The organism is Rhodothermus marinus (assembly GCF_009936275.1).
GTDB classification, from domain to species: domain Bacteria; phylum Bacteroidota; class Rhodothermia; order Rhodothermales; family Rhodothermaceae; genus Rhodothermus; species Rhodothermus marinus_A.
Genome location: NZ_AP019797.1, coordinates 879,074 through 897,549 on the forward strand (window position 1 = coordinate 879,074; position 18,476 = coordinate 897,549).

13 protein-coding genes are annotated in these 18,476 nt (G+C 64.6%); 11 read left to right on the plus strand and 2 right to left on the minus strand.

Annotated elements, in window-relative coordinates:
• Positions 1-7: 7 nt before the first annotated feature.
• From trkA to cimA, 10 genes are all read left to right on the plus strand, one after another.
• Positions 8-1,360: a Trk system potassium transporter TrkA gene (gene trkA / locus GYH26_RS03845; protein WP_161540558.1), complete on the plus strand. Its 1,353-nt coding sequence runs from the start codon at positions 8-10 to the stop codon at positions 1,358-1,360.
• Between the two features lie 3 nt (positions 1,361-1,363).
• Positions 1,364-2,848, plus strand: coding sequence for a TrkH family potassium uptake protein (locus GYH26_RS03850; protein WP_161540559.1), 1,485 nt, complete (start codon positions 1,364-1,366; stop codon positions 2,846-2,848).
• A 614-nt stretch (positions 2,849-3,462) separates the two neighbouring features.
• Complete coding sequence (ilvB, locus tag GYH26_RS03855; protein ID WP_161540560.1) at positions 3,463-5,256, plus strand: biosynthetic-type acetolactate synthase large subunit; 1,794 nt, start codon at positions 3,463-3,465, stop codon at positions 5,254-5,256.
• A gap of 8 nt (positions 5,257-5,264) precedes the next feature.
• Positions 5,265-5,891: an acetolactate synthase small subunit gene (ilvN, locus tag GYH26_RS03860; RefSeq protein WP_242006581.1), complete on the plus strand. Its 627-nt coding sequence runs from the start codon at positions 5,265-5,267 to the stop codon at positions 5,889-5,891.
• A gap of 14 nt (positions 5,892-5,905) precedes the next feature.
• A complete protein-coding gene (ilvC, locus tag GYH26_RS03865; protein ID WP_161540561.1) occupies positions 5,906-6,919 on the plus strand; it encodes a ketol-acid reductoisomerase in 1,014 nt (337 codons plus the stop codon).
• 10 nt (positions 6,920-6,929) lie between these two features.
• Positions 6,930-8,018 (plus strand): 3-isopropylmalate dehydrogenase, encoded by a 1,089-nt coding sequence (gene leuB / locus GYH26_RS03870; RefSeq protein WP_161540562.1) that lies wholly within the window; start codon positions 6,930-6,932, stop codon positions 8,016-8,018.
• A gap of 194 nt (positions 8,019-8,212) precedes the next feature.
• Positions 8,213-9,826, plus strand: a complete 1,614-nt coding sequence (locus GYH26_RS03875) for a 2-isopropylmalate synthase (RefSeq protein ID WP_161540563.1) — start codon at positions 8,213-8,215, stop codon at positions 9,824-9,826.
• Positions 9,827-9,851: 25 nt separating this feature from the next.
• A complete protein-coding gene (locus GYH26_RS03880) occupies positions 9,852-11,150 on the plus strand; it encodes a 3-isopropylmalate dehydratase large subunit (protein ID WP_161540564.1) in 1,299 nt (432 codons plus the stop codon).
• Between the two features lie 66 nt (positions 11,151-11,216).
• The gene (locus GYH26_RS03885; protein ID WP_161540565.1) at positions 11,217-11,786 is read left to right on the plus strand and encodes a 3-isopropylmalate dehydratase; all 570 of its coding nucleotides are present in this window, start codon (positions 11,217-11,219) and stop codon (positions 11,784-11,786) included.
• Positions 11,787-11,791: 5 nt separating this feature from the next.
• Positions 11,792-13,399, plus strand: a complete 1,608-nt coding sequence (cimA, locus tag GYH26_RS03890; RefSeq protein ID WP_161540566.1) for a citramalate synthase — start codon at positions 11,792-11,794, stop codon at positions 13,397-13,399.
• On the opposite strand, the gene GYH26_RS03895 is transcribed toward cimA, so the two are convergent.
• Positions 13,387-16,752 carry a S8 family serine peptidase gene (locus GYH26_RS03895; RefSeq protein ID WP_242006582.1) on the minus strand — a complete coding sequence of 1,122 codons (3,366 nt, stop codon included), beginning with the start codon at positions 16,750-16,752 and terminating at the stop codon, positions 13,387-13,389. The two genes, cimA and GYH26_RS03895, sit on opposite strands and share 13 nt — an antisense overlap.
• Positions 16,753-16,834: 82 nt before the next feature.
• Positions 16,835-17,686: a nucleoside triphosphate pyrophosphohydrolase gene (gene mazG / locus GYH26_RS03900; protein WP_161540567.1), complete on the minus strand. Its 852-nt coding sequence runs from the start codon at positions 17,684-17,686 to the stop codon at positions 16,835-16,837.
• Positions 17,687-17,966: 280 nt separating this feature from the next.
• On the opposite strand from mazG, the gene GYH26_RS03905 reads away from it, so the two are divergent.
• A complete protein-coding gene (locus GYH26_RS03905) occupies positions 17,967-18,452 on the plus strand; it encodes a single-stranded DNA-binding protein (protein WP_161540568.1) in 486 nt (161 codons plus the stop codon).
• Positions 18,453-18,476: the final 24 nt, after the last annotated feature.

An 18,476-nucleotide genomic window follows, 5' to 3' on the forward strand; every position in this document is an offset into this window, starting at 1 on the left:
GAACCCCATGCGCGTGGTGATCATCGGCGCCGGTGAGGTCGGGTTCGACGTGGCCCGCACGCTTTCGCTGGAGCAGCACGACGTGGTCGTGGTCGACACCGACCCGACCGTGCTGGAGCAGGTGGCGCAGCGGCTTGACGTGCTGACGGTGCAGGGCAGCGGCACTTCGATCCATACGCTGGAGGCGGCCGGCATCCGCGAGGCCGACATGCTGATTGCCGTGACCGCCATCGACGAGGTCAACCTGATCGCCTGCATGATTGCCGACCGTCTGGGGGTGCCGACCACGGTGGCGCGCGTGCGCTCCGATGTGCTGGGCCGAGCCGAGTCGGTGCTGCAGGCCAGCGAGCTGGGCATCGACCTGCTCATCCATCCCGAAGAAAGCACGGCCGCCGAGATCGTGCGCCTGATCCGCCGGGCCGGGGCCACCGACGTGCTGAACTTCTGCGACGGCCGACTGCAACTGGTGGGCATGCGGCTGGACCCCGGCGCGCCCGTGCTGGGCCGATCGCTCCGCGAACTGGCCGCCGAGCTGGCCCCCCTGCGCTTCCGCGTGATGGCCATCAGCCGGGGCTTTCGCACGATTCTACCGCATGGCGATGAACGGCTGCAGCGCAACGATCAGATCTTCGTGCTGGCCCGCCCCGACGAGATTCCGGTGATCGCCCGTGCGATGGGCAAGCTGGAGGCGCCGATCCAGCGCATCATGATCCTGGGCGGCACCAAGGTGGGCGCTCAGGTGGCCCGACAGCTCGGCGATGAGAAAAATCGCCAGATCAAGTTGATCGAACCCGATCGCGAGCAGGCCGAGCAGCTGGCCGAGGAGCTGGAGCACGTGCTCGTGCTGCACGGCGACGTGACCGACATCGACCTGCTGGTGAGTGAAGGGCTGGGCGAAATGGACGCCTTCGTGGCCGTGACCGACGACGAGGAGTCGAACCTGGTCACCTGCCTGATGGCCAAGCACCTGGGCGTACGGAAAACCGTGGCGCTGCTTTCGAAGACGGCCTACGTGCCCATCAGCCAGGCGATCGGACTGGACGCGGCCGTGAGCCAGAAGCTGGCCGTCTCGCGCGAGATTCTGCGCTTCCTGCGCGGCCGGCATGTGCTCAGCGTGGCGACCGTCTACGGGCTGAACGCCGAGATTCTGGAAATCGAGGCCAAGCCCCGGGCACCCATCGTGCGCAAGCCCCTCAAAGCGCTGAAACTTCCCCGGGGTGTACTGATCGGTGCCCTGCTGCGCAACGGCCAGGTGGAAATTGCCACCGGCGATACGCAAATTCAGGAGGGCGACCGGGCGATCGTGTTCGTGACGCCCGACCAGCTGGCCGAAGTGGAACGGCTGTTCGACAATCGCTGAGCCATGGTGTTGAATCTGCGTGCGCTGGCGGCAACCCTGGGCGCCCTGCTGGGATTCCTGGCCGTTGCGCTATTGCTACCGGCGGGCATTGCGCTGCTCTACGAAGAAGCCGCCTGGAAGCCGTTTGTGCTGGCGGCCCTGCTGGCCGGAGTTGTGGGTGGTGGTCTATGGATACTCGGTGGGCGCCGTCCCCACGAGCCCGGCATTCGCGAGGGGTTCGCCATCGTGGCGCTGGCGTGGCTGGTGCTCTCGCTTTTCGGAGCGCTGCCGTTCGTGCTGGGCGACGTGCTCTCCTACACGGACGCCTTCTTCGAGACGATGAGCGGCTTCACCACGACGGGCGCTACCATCCTGGGCGGAGAGCGCACGCCGGAGATCGAGGCATTGCCTCGCGCCTATCTGTTCTGGCGAAGCCTGGCACACTGGCTGGGCGGCATGGGCATCATCGTGCTCACACTGGCCATTCTACCCATCCTGGGCGTGGGCGGCATGCAGCTCTTCAAGGCGGAGGTACCCGGCCCGACGGCCGATAAGCTGACGCCGCGCGTGCGGGAGACCGCCCGCCGGCTGTGGTTGATCTACGTGGGCATCACGGCGCTGGAGGTACTGCTCCTGCTGCCGGCGATGGACTGGTTCGACGCCGTCAACCACGCCTTCGCCACGATGGCCACGGGCGGCTTTTCCACGAAGAACGGCTCGGTCGGGCAGTTCGGCTCGGCCTACGTGGAGTGGGTCATTACCGTGTTCATGCTGCTGGCCGGCGCCAACTTCGCGCTGCACTATCGGCTGCTGCACGGGCAGTGGAGGCCGGTGTGGCAGGACACCGAGCTGCGCGTCTACCTGTCGATCGTAGCGGTTGCCACCGTACTGATCACGCTGGGCATCTGGGCGCCCCTGCACGCCGAAGAGGACTACCAGACCTATGCGGAACTGGCCGACGCACTGCGGCACGGTGCCTTTCAGGCCGTCTCGATTATCACAACGACAGGTTTCGGCACGGCCGACTACGAGCAATGGTCGCCGCTGGCCGTGGGCGTGTTGTTTCTGCTGTTTTTTGTGGGCGGCATGGCCGGTTCGACGGGCGGCGGCATCAAGGTGGTACGGCACGTTTTGCTCTTCAAAAACTCCTTTCGGGAATTGAAACAACTGGTTCATCCCCGCGCCATCGTGCCTGTACGGCTCAACGGCCGGATGGTCAGCGACGAGATTTTGCGGAATGTGCTTTCGTTTTTTGTGCTGTACTTCGGGCTGCTGGGCATGGGGACGCTGGCGCTGAGCGCCATGGAGGTGGACCTGCTGAGCGCCTTCGGGGCCGTGCTCTCCTGTCTGGGGAATATCGGTCCGGCGTTCGGGACGATGGGTCCGGCCGAGAACTACGCGCATCTGCCGGCGCTGGCCAAGTGGATCCTGGCGCTGCTGATGATGATCGGCCGGTTGGAGATCTTCACCGTGCTCATTCTGCTGACGCGCACCTTCTGGCGGCGTTGATTTATGTGAAAAATGGGAGAAGATACGCAATCCTTTCTTTTGAAGTTGACCGGTATGTGTTGTCCGTATTTTAGCAGGAAAGCGCATCCATATTCAAAAAAATGTTTGGAAAAGCAGGATCTTTCTTTATTTAATAAAACAAAAAGCGCTACCGATCCTGCCTGAAGGGTGTCTCGTGCCCGATTGGCCTTGATTCGGCGAAACGGTTGACATCCGGGCCGTTTGCGCGTTAATTAGGCCACACGTTGCACGCAAAAGCTGAAAGGTTTTTATGTCACACGGACGTCACCGGATGAACACAGTGGCTGCGTGCGGTCAGGCGACCGCGCTGGTGACGTCGTGGGCCCATCCCTTTGATCAGGGGATGACCGCGCGAGTACAGCAGGTTGTAGCCGGGAGCAGCCTCCGACTTCGGGCGCTGCCGCTGCTCCTTATTGGCCTGCTCGTACTCATTATTGGCCTTATTGGCTGATACGCACGGCGGTCAATCCCCTTGGCACTTCACAGGTAGGGCGGTTCAGAAGAGCTTGAGGCCGGGGGATTGACCCCGGAAGCCAGACCGAGCGAACCAGAAAACCAGACCAATTTTCACCGTCCAAGCCTGTGAGGTAGCCATGCGTACCGACACGATCCCGCTGGTCCGATCTGCCCGTCCGGCCCTGAGCGCCGAAGGCGAGCCTGTGGCCGCATCCACCGAACCCGTGACCGGCGCCGAAATCTTCGTACGGTCGCTGGAGGCCGAGGGCGTCGAGATCGTCTTCGGGCATCCCGGCGGCGCCGTCATCCACATCTACGACGAAATCGCCCGTCTCAAGCCGCGCTTTCAGCACATCCTTGTACGCCATGAGCAGGGCGGCACGCACATGGCCGAAGGCTATGCCAAGGCCACGGGGCGTGTGGGTACGGTACTGGTCACCAGCGGACCCGGGGCCACCAACACGGTCACGGGCATTGCTGACGCCTACATGGACTCGGTGCCCATCGTGGTCTTCACCGGTCAGGTGCCCACCAAACTGATCGGAAACGACGCCTTCCAGGAAACCGACACGATCGGGATCACGCGCTCGATCACGAAGCACAGCTTCCTGGTGCGCGACGTGCGCGATCTGGCCTGGACGATCAAGGCCGCCTATCACATTGCGCGCACGGGGCGTCCGGGGCCTGTGGTGGTGGACCTGCCCAAAGACGTGTTGCTGGCAAAGGCACCTTTTGCCTATCCGGAGGAGGTTCACCTGCGGGGCTACAGGCTGCCGGGGCCGCCGGATCCGGAACGCATCCGGGAAGCGGCGGAGCTGATCGCCGCGTCGCGGCGACCGCTGCTCTACGTGGGGGGCGGCACGATCAACGCCAATGCGGCCGATTTGCTGACCAGGCTGGCCCGCAAGGCCCGCATCCCGGTCACTACGACCCTGCACGGGCTGGGCGCCTTCCCTGAAGACGATCCGCTCGCGCTGGGCATGCTGGGCATGCACGGCACCTGGTACGCCAACCAGGCCGTACAGCACGCCGACCTGATCATCGCCGTGGGCGCGCGCTTCGACGACCGGGTGACCGGCCGCGTCGATTCCTGGGCGCCCTATGCGAAGGTGATCCACATCGACATCGACCCGTCCTGCATCTCGAAGAACGTCCCGGTCGACTGCGCTATCGTGGGCGACGTGCGCGAGGTGCTGGAGCAGTTGCTCCCGCTGGTGGAGCCCAAAGACACGAAAGAATGGCTGGCCAAGATCGAGTACTGGCGCGCCGAGTGCCCGCTCACCTATGAAAAAGGCGATGGCAAGCTGCGGGCGCAATACGTCATCGAACGCATCCGCGCCAAGACGGGCGGCCACGCCGTAGTGGTCTCCGACGTGGGGCAGCATCAGATGTGGACGGCCCAGTACTTCCGCTTCCTGCACCCGCGTACGCACATCACTTCGGGCGGACTGGGCACGATGGGCTTTGCCCTGCCGGCCGCCATCGGCGCTGCCTTCGGGCTGCGCGGGCGGAGCGACTGGCCGGTGGTCTGCATCAGCGGCGACGGCGGGTTCGTGATGAACGCCCAGGAGCTGGGCGTGGCCGCGGCGCATCGCCTGCCCATCAAAGTGGCCATCATCAACAACAATTTCCTGGGCATGGTCCGGCAGTGGCAGGAGCTGTTCCACGAAAACCGTTTCAGCCACACGGACCTGTCCGACACGAACCCGGACTTCGTCAAGCTGGCCGAGGCATTCCACTGCGTGGGCCTGCGGGCTACCCGGCCCGAGGAGGTCGACGCCGTGCTGGACGAGGCCTGGAAGGTGAACGACCGGCCCGTCGTGATCGACTTTCGGGTGGTGAAGGAAGAGCTGGTCTTCCCGATGGTGCCGGCCGGCGCTTCGACCAGCGAAATGATTACCAAGCGTCTCACCCCTAACGCTTTTGTCTGAGGTGCGCCATGCAAACGGAAATGGACATGCCGACCCTGACGCCCCAGCAGATCCTGCGCAAACGCAAGGCGGGCGAACCGCTCCTGCCGGGCGAGCCGGAACAGGTGCACCGGCACACGATCGCCGTGCTGCTCGAAAACACGATCGGGGCGTTGATCCGGGTGGTCAACCTGTTTTCCGCCCGCGGTTTCAACCTGGAGAGCGTCACCGTCGGCGAGACGGACGATCCGACCATCTCCCGCATGACGATCGTCACCACGGGCAACGACCGGATCATCGGGCAGGTGCTGCGCCAGCTCGACCGGTTGATCGACACGCTGCACGTGGAAGACCTGACCGGAAGCTCGTTCGTCGAGCGCGAGCTGTGCCTGCTCAAGGTGCGCTACACGAACGAGACCCGGGCGGCCATCATGGACACGGCCGAGATCTTCCGCGGCAAAGTGGTGGACATCACGCCCGACACGATGACCTTCGAGCTGACCGGTCCGACTTCGAAAATCGAGGCCTTCATCAAGCTGATGAAGCCGCACGGTATTCTGGAGGTGGCCCGTAGCGGCCGTGTGGCCATGCGCCGCTCCTCCGGAAGCTGGCTCACGCACGAAGACCCCACGCTGAATCTGTCCCCCGAACGCTAAAAAACGAAGGGCCCATGAACGTCATCTATGACGCGGATCTGTCGCTAATTCAGAGCAAAAAAGTTGCTGTCATCGGCTTCGGCAGTCAGGGGCATGCCCACGCCCTGAACCTGCGCGATAGCGGTGTGGACGTGGTGGTCGGGTTGCGGCCCGGCTCCTCCTCGGCCGCGCAGGCATCGGCCCAGGGGCTGACCGTCCGGTCGATCGCCGAGGCGGCCGACTGGGCCGACGTGATCATGATCCTGATTCCGGATCAGCATCAGAAGCGGGTTTACGAAGCCGACATCGCCCCGCACCTGAAGGCCGGCAAGGCGCTGGCCTTTGCGCACGGCTTCAACATCCATTACGGCCAGATCAAGCCGCCGGCCGACGTCGACGTGTTCATGGTGGCGCCCAAGTCGCCGGGGCATCTGGTGCGTCGCACCTTCCAGGAAGGCAACGGCGTGCCCTGTCTGGTGGCCGTCGCTCAGAACGCGACGGGACAGGCCCGCGAACTGGCGCTCAGCTATGCGGCGGCCATCGGCGGCACGCGCGCCGGGGTGATCGAAACGACCTTCAAGGACGAAACAGAGACCGACCTGTTCGGTGAACAGGCGGTGCTCTGCGGCGGCTCGGCCGAGCTGATCAAGGCCGGCTTCGAGACGCTCGTCGAGGCCGGTTACCCGCCGGAACTGGCCTATTTCGAGTGCCTGCACGAACTGAAGCTGATCGTCGACCTCTATTACGAGGGCGGCATCTCCTACATGTACTACTCGGTCAGCGACACGGCCGAGTACGGCGGCTACACGCGCGGCCCTCGCGTGATCGGGCCTCAGGTGAAGGAGGAAATGAAAAAGATCCTGCAGGAGATTCAGTCCGGCCAGTTCGCGCGGGAGTGGATCGCCGAATACGAATCGGGCGAAAAGAAGCTGCGGGAAACGCGGGCAAAGACGCGCCAGCATCCGATCGAAGTGATCGGCCGCAAGTTGCGCCAGATGATGAGCTGGCTCAAAGCCAAGGAAGTCCCCGAAGAGACGACGGCTGCGTGAGGAGAACGCGATGGAGACGCCCCATTACCATATCGTCGTATTGCCCGGCGACGGCATCGGGCCGGAGGTGACGCGCGAGGCCGTGCACGTGCTGGAGGCGGCCGCCGAGGCCTTTGGTTTTCGGCTGACGACCGAAACGCATCCGGTGGGCGGTGCGGCCATCGACGCGACGGGCGACCCGTTGCCCAAGCCGGTGCTGCAGGCCTGCCTGCAGGCCGATGCCGTGCTGCTGGGAGCCGTCGGCGGTCCGAAATGGGACAACCTGGACCGGGCACAACGGCCCGAGGCCGGACTGCTGCGGCTGCGCAAGGCGCTCGAAGCCTATGCCAACCTGCGGCCGGTGCAGGTCCCCGAGGCTCTGGCCGACGCCTCGCCGCTCAAGCGCGAGGTGGTAGCCGGCACCGATCTGCTTATCGTGCGCGAGCTGACCGGCGGCATCTACTTCGGCGAGCCGCGCGGCCGCAACGGCCAGATGGCCTGGAACACGATGCGCTACACGCGCGAAGAGGTGGCCCGCATCGCCCGGGTGGCTTTTGAATGGGCGAAGCGTCGGCGCGGCCGCGTCGCCTCGGTAGACAAGGCCAACGTGCTCGAAGTGTCCCAGCTCTGGCGCGAGGTGGTCTCCCAGGTGCATCGGGAGGAATTCCCCGAGCTGGAGCTGGAGCATTTCTACGTGGACAATGCGGCCATGCAGCTCGTGCGCGATCCCCGGCGGTTCGACGTGGTGGTCACCGGCAACCTGTTCGGCGACATCCTTTCGGACCTGGCCGCCACGCTGCCGGGCTCGCTGGGCATGCTGCCTTCGGCCAGCATTGGCGGGCGCGTGGGGCTGTTCGAGCCAGTGCATGGCAGCGCTCCGGACATTGCCGGCCAGGGCAAGGCCAACCCGCTGGCTGCAATCCTGTCGGCCGCCATGCTGCTGGAGACGCTCGGTCAGGAGGCCGCCGCACGGGCCGTCCGACAGGGGGTGGACGCCGCGCTGGCCGAGGGCGTCAAGACGGCCGACCTGTGTCGGGCCGGTGAGACGCCCGTCTCGACCGAAGCCGTCGGTCAGTTCATTGCGGCCTACGTGCGACAGCAAACGCCGGTAGCTTCGTAAAAACCAATTCGGAAGGAGACATGGACGAAGGGGTTGTAGCGGTACGAAGCGGCAGGGTGGGACGGCGACTTAGCCGGCGCCCGGCCACCGAGTAGGTCCGGCAACTGGGTGCCGCGGGTTGCCGACAGGCCGGGCGCGCTATGCAACCGGAGCGGCAACATCCGAACCTTCCGTCCCAAACCCTGCCAACAGCCATGAGCGACCGTATCATCATCTTCGACACCACGCTGCGCGACGGCGAGCAGGCGCCGGGCGCTTCCATGACAATCGACGAAAAACTGCGCATTGCGCATCAACTGGCCCGGCTGAACGTGGATGTCATCGAGGCCGGCTTTCCGATCTCGTCGCCGGCCCAGTTCGAGGCCGTGCAGCGCATTGCCGCCGAGGTTGAAGGACCTGTCATCTGCGCGCTGGCGCGGGCGCGCGAAGAGGACATCCGGGCGGCGGCCGAGGCGCTCAAGCCCGGCAAACGCACGCGCATCCACACGTTCATTGCCACCAGCGACATCCACATCGACGCCAAGTTCGGCGACGAGCGCTACGGGCGCACGCTGGCCGAAAAGCGCCGGACGATCCTGCGCCTGGCCGAAGAGGCCGTCCGCCTGGCCCGCACCTTCACCGACGACGTGGAGTTCAGCGCCGAGGACGCCGGGCGCACTGACGTGGGCTACCTGGCCGAAGTCGTGCAGGTGGCCATCGAAGCCGGCGCCACCACGATCAACCTGCCCGACACGACCGGCTACTGCGTGCCCGACGAGTACGCGGCCATGTTCCGGGAGGTGATCCGGCGGGTACAGCCGCCCCCGCACGTCATCTTCTCGGCGCACTGCCACGACGACCTGGGACTGGCCGTGGCCAACTCGCTGGCGGCCGTGCAGGCGGGTGTGCGTCAGATCGAGTGCACGATCAACGGCATCGGCGAGCGGGCCGGCAATGCCGCCCTCGAGGAGGTCGTCATGGCGCTGAAGGTGCGTGGTGAGCGGTTTGGTCGCCTGCAGGTAAACATTGTCACGCAACACCTGACGGAAACCAGCCGCATGGTCTCGATGGCCACCGGCTTCCCGGTACCGCCCAACAAGGCCATCGTCGGCCGCAACGCCTTCAGCCATGAGGCCGGTATCCACCAGCACGGCGTGCTGCGGCGGCGCGATACCTACGAGATCATGCGCGCCGAAGACGTGGGCCAGGAGCCCGAGCAGATCCGACTGGGACGCCACTCGGGGCGACATGGCCTTTTCAGCCGCCTGGCCAAACTGGGCATCGAGGTTCCGGAGGAGCGCAAAGAGGAAATCTACCGGCGCTTCCTGGCGCTGGCCGACCTGAAGAAGGAAATTTACGACGAGGATCTGCGCCGACTGGTAGAGGAGCAACCGGACGACAATCCGGAAGCACTCTACCAGCTCATGGAAATGCACGTCGCGACCGGTACGCACCGAGCACCGGAGGCCGAGGTGCAGATTCTCAACCGGGCGACCAACACGCTGCGCATCGAACGGGCCACCGGCGACGGTCCGGTCAACGCCATCTACAAGGCGATCGACCAGGCCGTGGGAGCCGCGCACGAGCTGGTCAGCTACGAGCTGCGTTCGGTCACCGAAGGGGCCGACGCCGTGGGCGAGGTGACCGTCGTGATCGACTTCAACGGCACGCGCTTCAAGGGCGTGGCCCGGCACACCGACGTGCTGCGCGCGTCGGCCGACGCCTACCTGGAGGCTATCAACCAGCTCGAGCAGTATCGGGCTGATCGGGAAAGCGTCTCGTTCGTGAACGCGGGCATCATGCAATCCTTTGGCGGCGCAGCCGCCTGAACCATAAACCCACAGGGGAACGCCTATGGGCATGACCATCACCGAAAAGATCCTGGCCCGCCATGCCGGGCGCGACCGGGTAACCCCGGGCGAAAACATCTGGATCAGCGTCGACATCCTGATGACGCACGACGTGTGCGGGCCGCCAACCATCGAGATTTTCAAGCGTGAATTCGGACCGAATGCCCGCGTGTGGGATCGCGAAAAAGTTGTGATCCTGCCGGACCACTACATCTTTACGGCCGATCCGCACGCGCGGCGCAATATCGAGATTCTGCGCGAGTTCGCCCGTGAGCAGGACCTGCCCTATTACTACGACGTGGGGACGTCCCGCTACAAGGGCGTCTGTCACGTAGCGCTGGCCGAAGAGGGCTTCAATCGTCCGGGTATCGTGCTGATCGGCACCGACAGCCACACCTGTACGTCGGGGGCTTTCGGCCTCTTTTCGACGGGGGTGGGCAACACGGACGCGGCCTTCATCATGGGCACCGGCAAGATCTGGGTCAAGGTGCCTGAAACCATGCGCTTCATCTTCGAGGGTAGCCTGCCACCCTACCTGATGGCCAAGGACCTCATCCTGGCCATCATCGGCGACATCGGGATCGACGGGGCGACCTACCGCGCCATGGAATTCGACGGGGAGGCCGTTTACGACCTGTCGATCGAAGAGCGCATGACGCTCACGAACATGGCGATCGAAGCGGGTGGCAAAAGCGGCATCATCGCGCCCGACGAGAAGACGATCGCCTACGTGCAGGAGCGGACCGATGCGCCCTTTGAGATCTATCACAGCGATCCCGATGCACGCTACCACTCGGAGTACGTCTACGACGTCTCCAAGCTGGAGCCCGTCGTGGCCAAACCGCACCGGCCCGACAACCGGGCGACCGTCACCGAGGTGGCCGGCACGAAGCTCGACCGTGCCTATATCGGAAGCTGCACGGGCGGCAAACTGGAAGACTTCATCGCGGCCGCCCGCATCCTGAAGGGGCAAGAGGTGCGGATCGATACCTTCGTGGTGCCGGCTTCCACCTACGTGGAGCAGCAGTTGCACCACTACAAGATCGACGGCGTCTCGCTCTACGACATCTTCGTAAATGCGGGTTGCAAGATCGGCCATGCCAGTTGCGGCGCGTGCCTGGGCGGCCCGCCCGACACGTTCGGCCGCACGCACGGCACCGAGGTGGTCATCTCGACCACGAACCGCAACTTCCCGGGCCGCATGGGCTCCAAGCAGGCCTCCGTCTATCTGGCCTCGCCGCTGACGGTGGCCGCTTCGGCCCTGACGGGCGTCATCACCGACCCGCGCGAAGTGCTGGTGTAATCCTGAAAAACACGGGGTGGAGCAGTCTCCGGACTGCTCCACCCCGCTTTCCAACCCGATACGGCTATGAAAGACATCATCCGTGGGCTGGCCTACGTCGTAGGTGACTCGATCGACACCGACCAGATCATTCCGGCGCAACACCTGGTCTACAGCCTGACGCGTCCCGAAGAACGGCGGCTCTATGGCCGCTATGCGCTCAGCGGCGTACCGGCCGAAGGCCAGGGCCTTCCGTTCGGTAACATTCCGTTTACCGAGCCGGACGCCTACAAAAGCCGCTTCAAGATCGTGGTGGCCGGCAAGAATTTCGGCTGCGGTTCCTCGCGCGAGCACGCCCCGTTCGCGCTCCAGGAAGCCGGCTGCGAGGCCGTCGTCGCCGAAAGCTATGCGCGCATCTTCTACCGCAACGCCATCGACGGCGGCTTTCTCGTGCCGTTCGAAACGCCGGTTCGCCTGATCGACAAAATCCGCACGGGCGACGAGCTGGAGATCGACACGCGCCTGGCCAAGCTGACGAATCTGACCACCGGCGAAGAATTTCTGCTCCATCCACTGGGCGAAGTGGCCGAAATCCTGCGGGCAGGCAACCTGTTCGAGTATGCCCGTAAGGCCGGCCTGATCCCCACAAACGCCTGACAGCCATGAAGATCGAACTCTTCGACACGACGCTGCGCGACGGTACCCAGGGCGAACACGTTACGCTGACCGTCGATGACAAAATCCGCATCGCCCGCCGCCTGGACGACTTCGGCATCGACGTGATCGAAGGGGGATGGCCGGGCTCGAATCCCAAGGATAAGGAATTTTTCGAGCGGGCCCGGGACATCGAATGGAAGCATGCGCAGATCTGCGCGTTCGGCTCCACGCGCCGGGCCGGGCTGGCGCCCGAAGACGATCCCAATCTGCGGGCGCTTCTGGAGGCCGAAACGCCCACGGTGGCCATCTTCGGCAAGAGCTGGACGCTGCATGCCCGCGTCGCGCTGGGCGTCTCGCTCGAAGAGAATCTGGAGCTGATCGCCTCGTCGGTGGCCTACCTGAAGGCGCACGGCCGCCGCGTCATCTACGACGCCGAGCATTTCTTCGACGGCTATCAGGACGATCCGGCCTACGCGCTGGAGACGCTGCGTGCGGCGGCCGAGGCCGGCGCCGACGTGCTGGTGCTCTGCGACACGAACGGCGGCACGCTCCCGAGCGACATCTATCGGATCGTGGGGGAGGTGCGACGCCAGTTCGACGTGCCGCTGGGCATCCACACGCACAACGACACGGGCTGCGCCGTGGCCAACACAATCATGGCCGTGGCGGCCGGCGCCCGGCACGTGCAGGGCACGATCAACGGCATCGGGGAACGCTGCGGGAATGCGGATCTGTGTGTGGTCATCCCGAACCTGCAGCTCAAGATGGGCTTCACGTGCGTGCCCGAAGAAAAGCTGGCCCAGTTGACGGACCTTTCCCGCTTCGTCAACGAGGTGGCCAACCTGACGCCGATCGATCGGGCGCCGTACGTGGGGCGGAGCGCTTTCGCGCACAAGGGCGGCGTGCACGTCTCGGCCGTCATGAAAGACCCCCGGGCCTACGAACACATCCCGCCCGAGAAAGTGGGCAACCGCCGCCGGGTGCTGGTCTCGGACCTGTCGGGCAAGAGCAACATCCAGTACAAAGCCGCCGAGCTGGGCATCGAACTCAAAGAAGGCGAGCAGGCCCGACAGGCCGTGCAGCGTATCAAGGAGCTGGAGCACCTGGGCTACGAGTTCCAGGGCGCCGAGGCGTCGTTTGAACTGTTGCTGCGCACGATCCAGGGCGAAGACACGCGTTTCTTCACGCTGGATCGGCTGCGGGTGCGAACCGAAATCGACGAGGACGGCGGCGTCTGCAACTCGGAAGCCACGCTGGCCATTCGTGTGCAGGGAGCACGCGAGCTGGTGGTGGCCGAGGGCAATGGACCGGTCGATGCGCTCTCGAACGCGCTGCGTAAGGCGCTGCGCTGCTTCTACCCGGATCTCGACCAGGTGCACCTGAGCGACTACAAGGTGCGCGTGCTCAACTCCGACGACGGTACGGCCGCGGCCGTGCGCGTGCTCGTGGAACACCGGGACGGCGAGCGCCGCTGGCACACGGTGGGCGTTTCGACGAACATCCTGGAGGCGAGCTGGCAGGCGCTGGCCGACGGCATCCGCTACTACCTGCTGAAAAAGCGGCAGGGCGAGCTGGCCGCTTCGGCGGCGCTGGCTTCGGCTCAGCGCACGTAAACGAGCGGGCGCGTCTCCACCTTGCCGCCGATCTCCAGGCGGACGAAGTACAGGCCTGAGGCCACCTCGATTCCTGCATCGCTGCGGCCGTCCCAGGTAATGGTATGGCGGCCGGTGCCCGGCACGCCGTCTACTAACTGGCGCACCCGCCGTCCCAGCAGGTCGTAGATCGTCAGGCGCACGGGTTCGGGATCGGGCACATCGTACACGATCTGAATGACGTTGCCGCCGCCGGAAGGTATGTAAACCTGCACGCCGGCCTCAGCCGGAATCACCTCCAGGTGAATACGCGGCGTTTCGAGCGTGAACATACCGTCGCTGACGGCCACGACCACCGTGTACTGGCCGACTTCCTGCGGGGTGAACGTAAACTGGCCACTCTGTGGATCGATGGTGGCGCCCACCGGTGCTTCGACCAGCGTATAGGTCAGCGGATCACCTTCCGGATCTTCGGCCCGGAACTGATAGCGGAACGTCCGGCCCACCACGAGCACCGTGTCGGTGAGCACGGCCGTAAAGGTCGGCGGGCTGTTGGTATCCTGCACGACGAGCACGGTCCGGGCCGTATCGGTGGCCAGGCCGTCCGTGACCAGCAGGCGTACCGGGTAGGTGCCGGCCTGGTTGAAGCCGGGCACAAACCGGACCTGGCCGGTCAACGGATCCACCGAGAACCCGTCCGGTCCTTCCAGCACTCGGAAGCTGAGCGAGGCGCAGGCGTCCGGATCGGTGGCCGCAAATTGCCAGTTGAGCGCTTCGCCTTCATGGGCGACCAGCGTGTCGGGCACGGACACGAAGGCGGGCGGCTCGTTGGGGATGGAGGGCTGGATGACCTCGTCCCAGAACCGTTGCGCTTCGTCGGCTGCCTGCGTGAGCGTGTCGGCATCGGCGGCCGCCAGAATGGCAAAGGCTACCGGAATGCGGCAGCCCGGATCGAGCCGGAAGGGGCCTGCCGCCATGAGCTGCGACACGTCGGTATTGCTGAGATGCGTCCGCTGCAGGCCGCCCGAGAGTGCGCTCCACTTTTCGCTCTGCGTGAAGCCGTCGTAGAGTTCCGTCGGATTGTCGATCACCCGGTAGGAGAAAGGCGCCGGGGTCAGCAGGCGAATGGCCGCCAGTGTATCGGGGTTGGTGCTTTTATCCTGCACGATGCCCAGGCGACGCGTCGGGTCGTAGCGGGCATAGTCCTGCGCGTCCGGATTCACGTCCCAGTCCAGAAAAATTCCGGCATACAGCGGAGAAAGCGTTGTGGTGCGCGTATTCTCAATGGTGTAGTGGACGATCACAAAGAGCTGGCGCCCCGGAACCGTATCGGCGTAGGTTTCCTGCAGTACGTTGATGTGCAGCGGGAAGGGCGCTGCCCGGTCGGTCAGTTCGATGGTGCCCTGCTGGGCCGTAAAGCGTCCCGGTGCGATGACTTCAAGGCTGCCGCCTTCGGTCGGCTGGAAGTCGCGGTGCTGAGTGGATCCGTCTTCGCCCCGGACAGCGTCCGAGACAAACTGGGCCGAGATGCCGGCCAATAGGCCCCCTTCAAAAAGCAAATTGTGCCCGTCCAGCACGAAGCCCACGCCGCTCGACTCTCCAGCAAAGCCCGTCCAGCCGAGATTGCCCGTAGTGGTAATCGAGGTCTGAATGCGTCCCGTTGCCAGCGTAGCGGTTTGCTCGGGGTTAACCACCAGGCGGAACAGATCGCGGTCGGCGTAGCCGCCGTCGGCCTGAATGTCGGCCAGAAAAATCGCCGTGCGGTTTTGCGGGGCATCGGAGGCAATGCTGAAGGAAAACGTCACCAGCACGGTATCGCCTGGATTGAGCTGCGACACCTGAGCCTCGCCCTGCAGGATGGTGAGGTAGTCGGCGTCGGCGCTCAACTGAAACTGCACCCCGGTGGCCGGGGCCAGATGATTCGTGAAGCGGGCGGTGAGCTGAACGGTCTCGCCGCTTTCGAGGTAGCCGTCGGCGTCGCTATCGGCCACGTCGAGATCGACCAGGCGGATGGCCGGAAAGCCGGTTTCCGTGACGGCGCGGAAGGCGTTGATGCGGCCGCGGCCCAGGCGTCCGGAAAAGCCCGGATTGACGGCGTCGATCGGGTCGGCGGTCAGGCGGATCTGTTCGCGGGCCTGATCGGGCGTGTATTCGGGAAAGCGCGTCCGCACCAGGGCGGCGATGCCGGCCGTCAGGGGACTGGCGAACGAGGTGCCGCTGGCCGATCCCGTGTAGCGGCCGTTAGGCAGCGTGCTGTTCAGGTTGACGCCCGGCGCGAAGACGTTCACGCTGCGCCCGTAGTTCGAAAAGCTGGCCTTGCCGTCGTTGTCTTTGTTGGTGGCGCCCACCGAGAGCACGCGCGGATGGCTGGCCGGACCGAACGGCACGCGGTCGTTGTCGCCGCTGTCGTTGCCGGCGGCCGCCACGATGAGGCTGCCCAGATCGGTGGCGAATTCGACCACGTCGGCTTCCAGTCTGGAAAGACCGGGACCGCCCCAGCTCGCATTGATCACCTGCGCGCCGTTCAGGGCAGCGTACACGATTCCCTGATAGCCGTAGCAGATGCTGCGATCCGTGTCAGCGCAGCTCGCATTGATCGGCATAAAGCGGGCGTTCCAGCTACTGCCCGACACGCCCCGATTGTTGTTCGTGACGGCGGCGGCCACGCCGGCTACCTGGGTGCCGTGCGCCGCGTTGAGCGGCGTGGCCGAAAGTCCGGAAGGATCGGGCGTATCGTTGGCAAAATTCCAGCCGTGTACGTCGTCGACAAAGCCGTTGCCGTCGTCGTCGATGCCGTTGTCGGGGATCTCACCCGGGTTGGTCCACACGTTGTCGATCAGGTCGGGATGACGCCAGTCGGTGCCGCCGTCCACGATAGCGATGACCACGTCGCCCTGTTCGCCCTTGACCACGTCCCAGGCTTCCGGCGCCTGAATGCGTGGCAGGTGGGTCATCTGTGGGTAAAGCGAGTCGTTGGGGACCTCCACGATCTGCCGGATCGGCAGCGGCTCGGCGTACACGACGCCGGGCAGGCGGCTCAACTCGGCCGCCACGCGCCAGGGCGAGATCGGACGGTTGTAGCGCAATAGATAGATGGTGCGCAGACGGTCCAGCGCGGGATGCGGACGTTTCCGGGCCGCCTGCTCCAGAAAAGGAAAGGCCGGCTCCAGCGCGACGGGCTCGAAGCGGGCCAGCGTGCGGTCCAGCATCGGACGGCCGGTCTTGCCGGCCTGCAATGTGATCGGCACTTCAAACTTGACAACGACAACGCCGGGCTGTACGGGCATTCGAGGAGTGCGATCGGCTCGGGCCGACCGGACGAATACACCCGTGAGCAGCAGTGCGAAAAAGACGGATCGCAGCGCAGAACGCATGGCTTTCGTCGGTTCGCGAAGCGTTTGTCGCTTCAAAATAACGCCCGTCCCGGTCTGAATCCAGACGGATGCGGCGATGCGCTCAGGAGTCGGGTTTATGCCGATCCAGCGATTTGGCCTCCTCCCAGTAGCGATCCATTTCGTCCAGATCGGCCTCGGCCGGGGTGCGGCCCTGCTCGGCCAGCCGCGCCTCGATATGCCGGAAACGACGAATGAACTTGTTGTTGGTGCGCTGCAGGGCGTTTTCCGGATTGAGTCCCAGCAGCCGCGCATAGTTCACGAGGGCAAACAGCACATCGCCCAGCTCGTCTTCCAGTTTTTCCGGGGCGGCTCCGGTCTGTGTCAGCTGGTGGAACTCCTGCAGCTCCTCTTCCACTTTCTGCCAGGCCTGCTTCCGTTCCGGAAAGTCGAAGCCCACACCGGCCGCCTTTTCCTGAATCCGGTAAGCCCGCAGCAGGGCCGGCAGATGCCGCGGCACGCCTTCGAGGGCCGAAACCTGCGCCTTGCGGGCGGCGGCCTTTTCTCTGAGCTTGATCTGCTCCCAGTTGCTCAGCACTTCCTGCACGCTCCCTACCTGCACGTCCCCGAAAACATGCGGGTGGCGCCGGATGAGCTTTTCGGTTTCGGTTTCGATCACGTCTTTCAGCGTGAAGCGTCCGGCCTGCTCGGCCATGACGCTGTGGAACACCACATGCAACAGCAGGTCGCCCAGCTCGCGCTTGAGTTCTTCCCAGTCGTTTTCTTCGATGGCCGAGACGACCTCGTAGGCTTCCTCGATGAGCAGGTGCTTGACCGACTCGTGCGTCTGCTCCCGATCCCAGGGGCAATCGCGGCGAAGCTGGCGCACGATCGCCACAAAGTCGGCGTAAGCCTCCAGCCGGTCTTCCGATTCGCGAAACGACGGATCGTAGGGTTTCTTTTCTGCTTCCGCCATGATTCCAGCGGTTAATGACCCGGGTGCAACCGACGGCACCATAACCACCCGAGGCGCGATTTGTTTTGCAGTGCACAGGGGCGGCGGGTGACGAAAAAATTTCTCGTACTGGATCAAAGGGTGTGACATACTGTTGACACTAATCGTAAATTAGCTTCCTCATTGCATCTCCTGGCGGGCTCGTGTGCGCACCGCAGGGAGGGCCGGCCTCCGGCCGGTGGACTCGTGTGCCAGCCGCCAGGACTCATGGAATCACCAACCAAAAACCAGGAGGTGCATCATGGCACGCAGCATCAACAAGGTTATTCTCGTCGGCAACCTGGGGCAGGATCCCGAACTCCGCTACACGCCCGGCGGCACGGCCGTCTGCAACATGCGTCTGGCCACCAACGAGGTCTATCGCGATGCCGATGGCAATCTGGTGGAGCGCACGGAGTGGCATAATCTGGTGGCCTGGGGACGGCTGGCAGAGATCTGCAATCAGTACCTCCGGAAAGGCTCCAAGGTGTACGTGGAGGGTTCGCTCCAGACGCGCTCGTGGGAAGACCGCGATGGCAACACCCGGTACACCACGGAGATCAAGATCCGGGAGATGGTGATGCTGGATCCGCGGAGCGAGGCCGCACCCGAGTCGGGGGCATCCATTGCGGCCCCGACACAGCGCCAGGCGGCCGCGCCGCGTCAGACGTTTGCGCCGGAGCCCGAACCGGAAGCCTTCGATGAGGACGCCTACACGCTGTCGCCGGACGACGACCTGCCGTTCTGAGTGCGCAACAGAAGCAAAAAAAGC

Coding starts and splice junctions, on each gene's coding strand:
- leuB (WP_161540562.1), top strand. CDS start 6,930: ATGGAGACGCCCCATTACCATATCGTCGTATTGCCCGGCGACGGCATC.
- ilvB (WP_161540560.1), top strand. CDS start 3,463: ATGCGTACCGACACGATCCCGCTGGTCCGATCTGCCCGTCCGGCCCTG.
- mazG (WP_161540567.1), bottom strand. CDS start 17,686: ATGGCGGAAGCAGAAAAGAAACCCTACGATCCGTCGTTTCGCGAATCG.
- ilvN (WP_242006581.1), top strand. CDS start 5,265: ATGCAAACGGAAATGGACATGCCGACCCTGACGCCCCAGCAGATCCTG.
- GYH26_RS03905 (WP_161540568.1), top strand. CDS start 17,967: ATGGCACGCAGCATCAACAAGGTTATTCTCGTCGGCAACCTGGGGCAG.
- ilvC (WP_161540561.1), top strand. CDS start 5,906: ATGAACGTCATCTATGACGCGGATCTGTCGCTAATTCAGAGCAAAAAA.
- trkA (WP_161540558.1), top strand. CDS start 8: ATGCGCGTGGTGATCATCGGCGCCGGTGAGGTCGGGTTCGACGTGGCC.
- GYH26_RS03880 (WP_161540564.1), top strand. CDS start 9,852: ATGGGCATGACCATCACCGAAAAGATCCTGGCCCGCCATGCCGGGCGC.
- GYH26_RS03875 (WP_161540563.1), top strand. CDS start 8,213: ATGAGCGACCGTATCATCATCTTCGACACCACGCTGCGCGACGGCGAG.
- cimA (WP_161540566.1), top strand. CDS start 11,792: ATGAAGATCGAACTCTTCGACACGACGCTGCGCGACGGTACCCAGGGC.
- GYH26_RS03895 (WP_242006582.1), bottom strand. CDS start 16,752: ATGCGTTCTGCGCTGCGATCCGTCTTTTTCGCACTGCTGCTCACGGGT.
- GYH26_RS03850 (WP_161540559.1), top strand. CDS start 1,364: ATGGTGTTGAATCTGCGTGCGCTGGCGGCAACCCTGGGCGCCCTGCTG.
- GYH26_RS03885 (WP_161540565.1), top strand. CDS start 11,217: ATGAAAGACATCATCCGTGGGCTGGCCTACGTCGTAGGTGACTCGATC.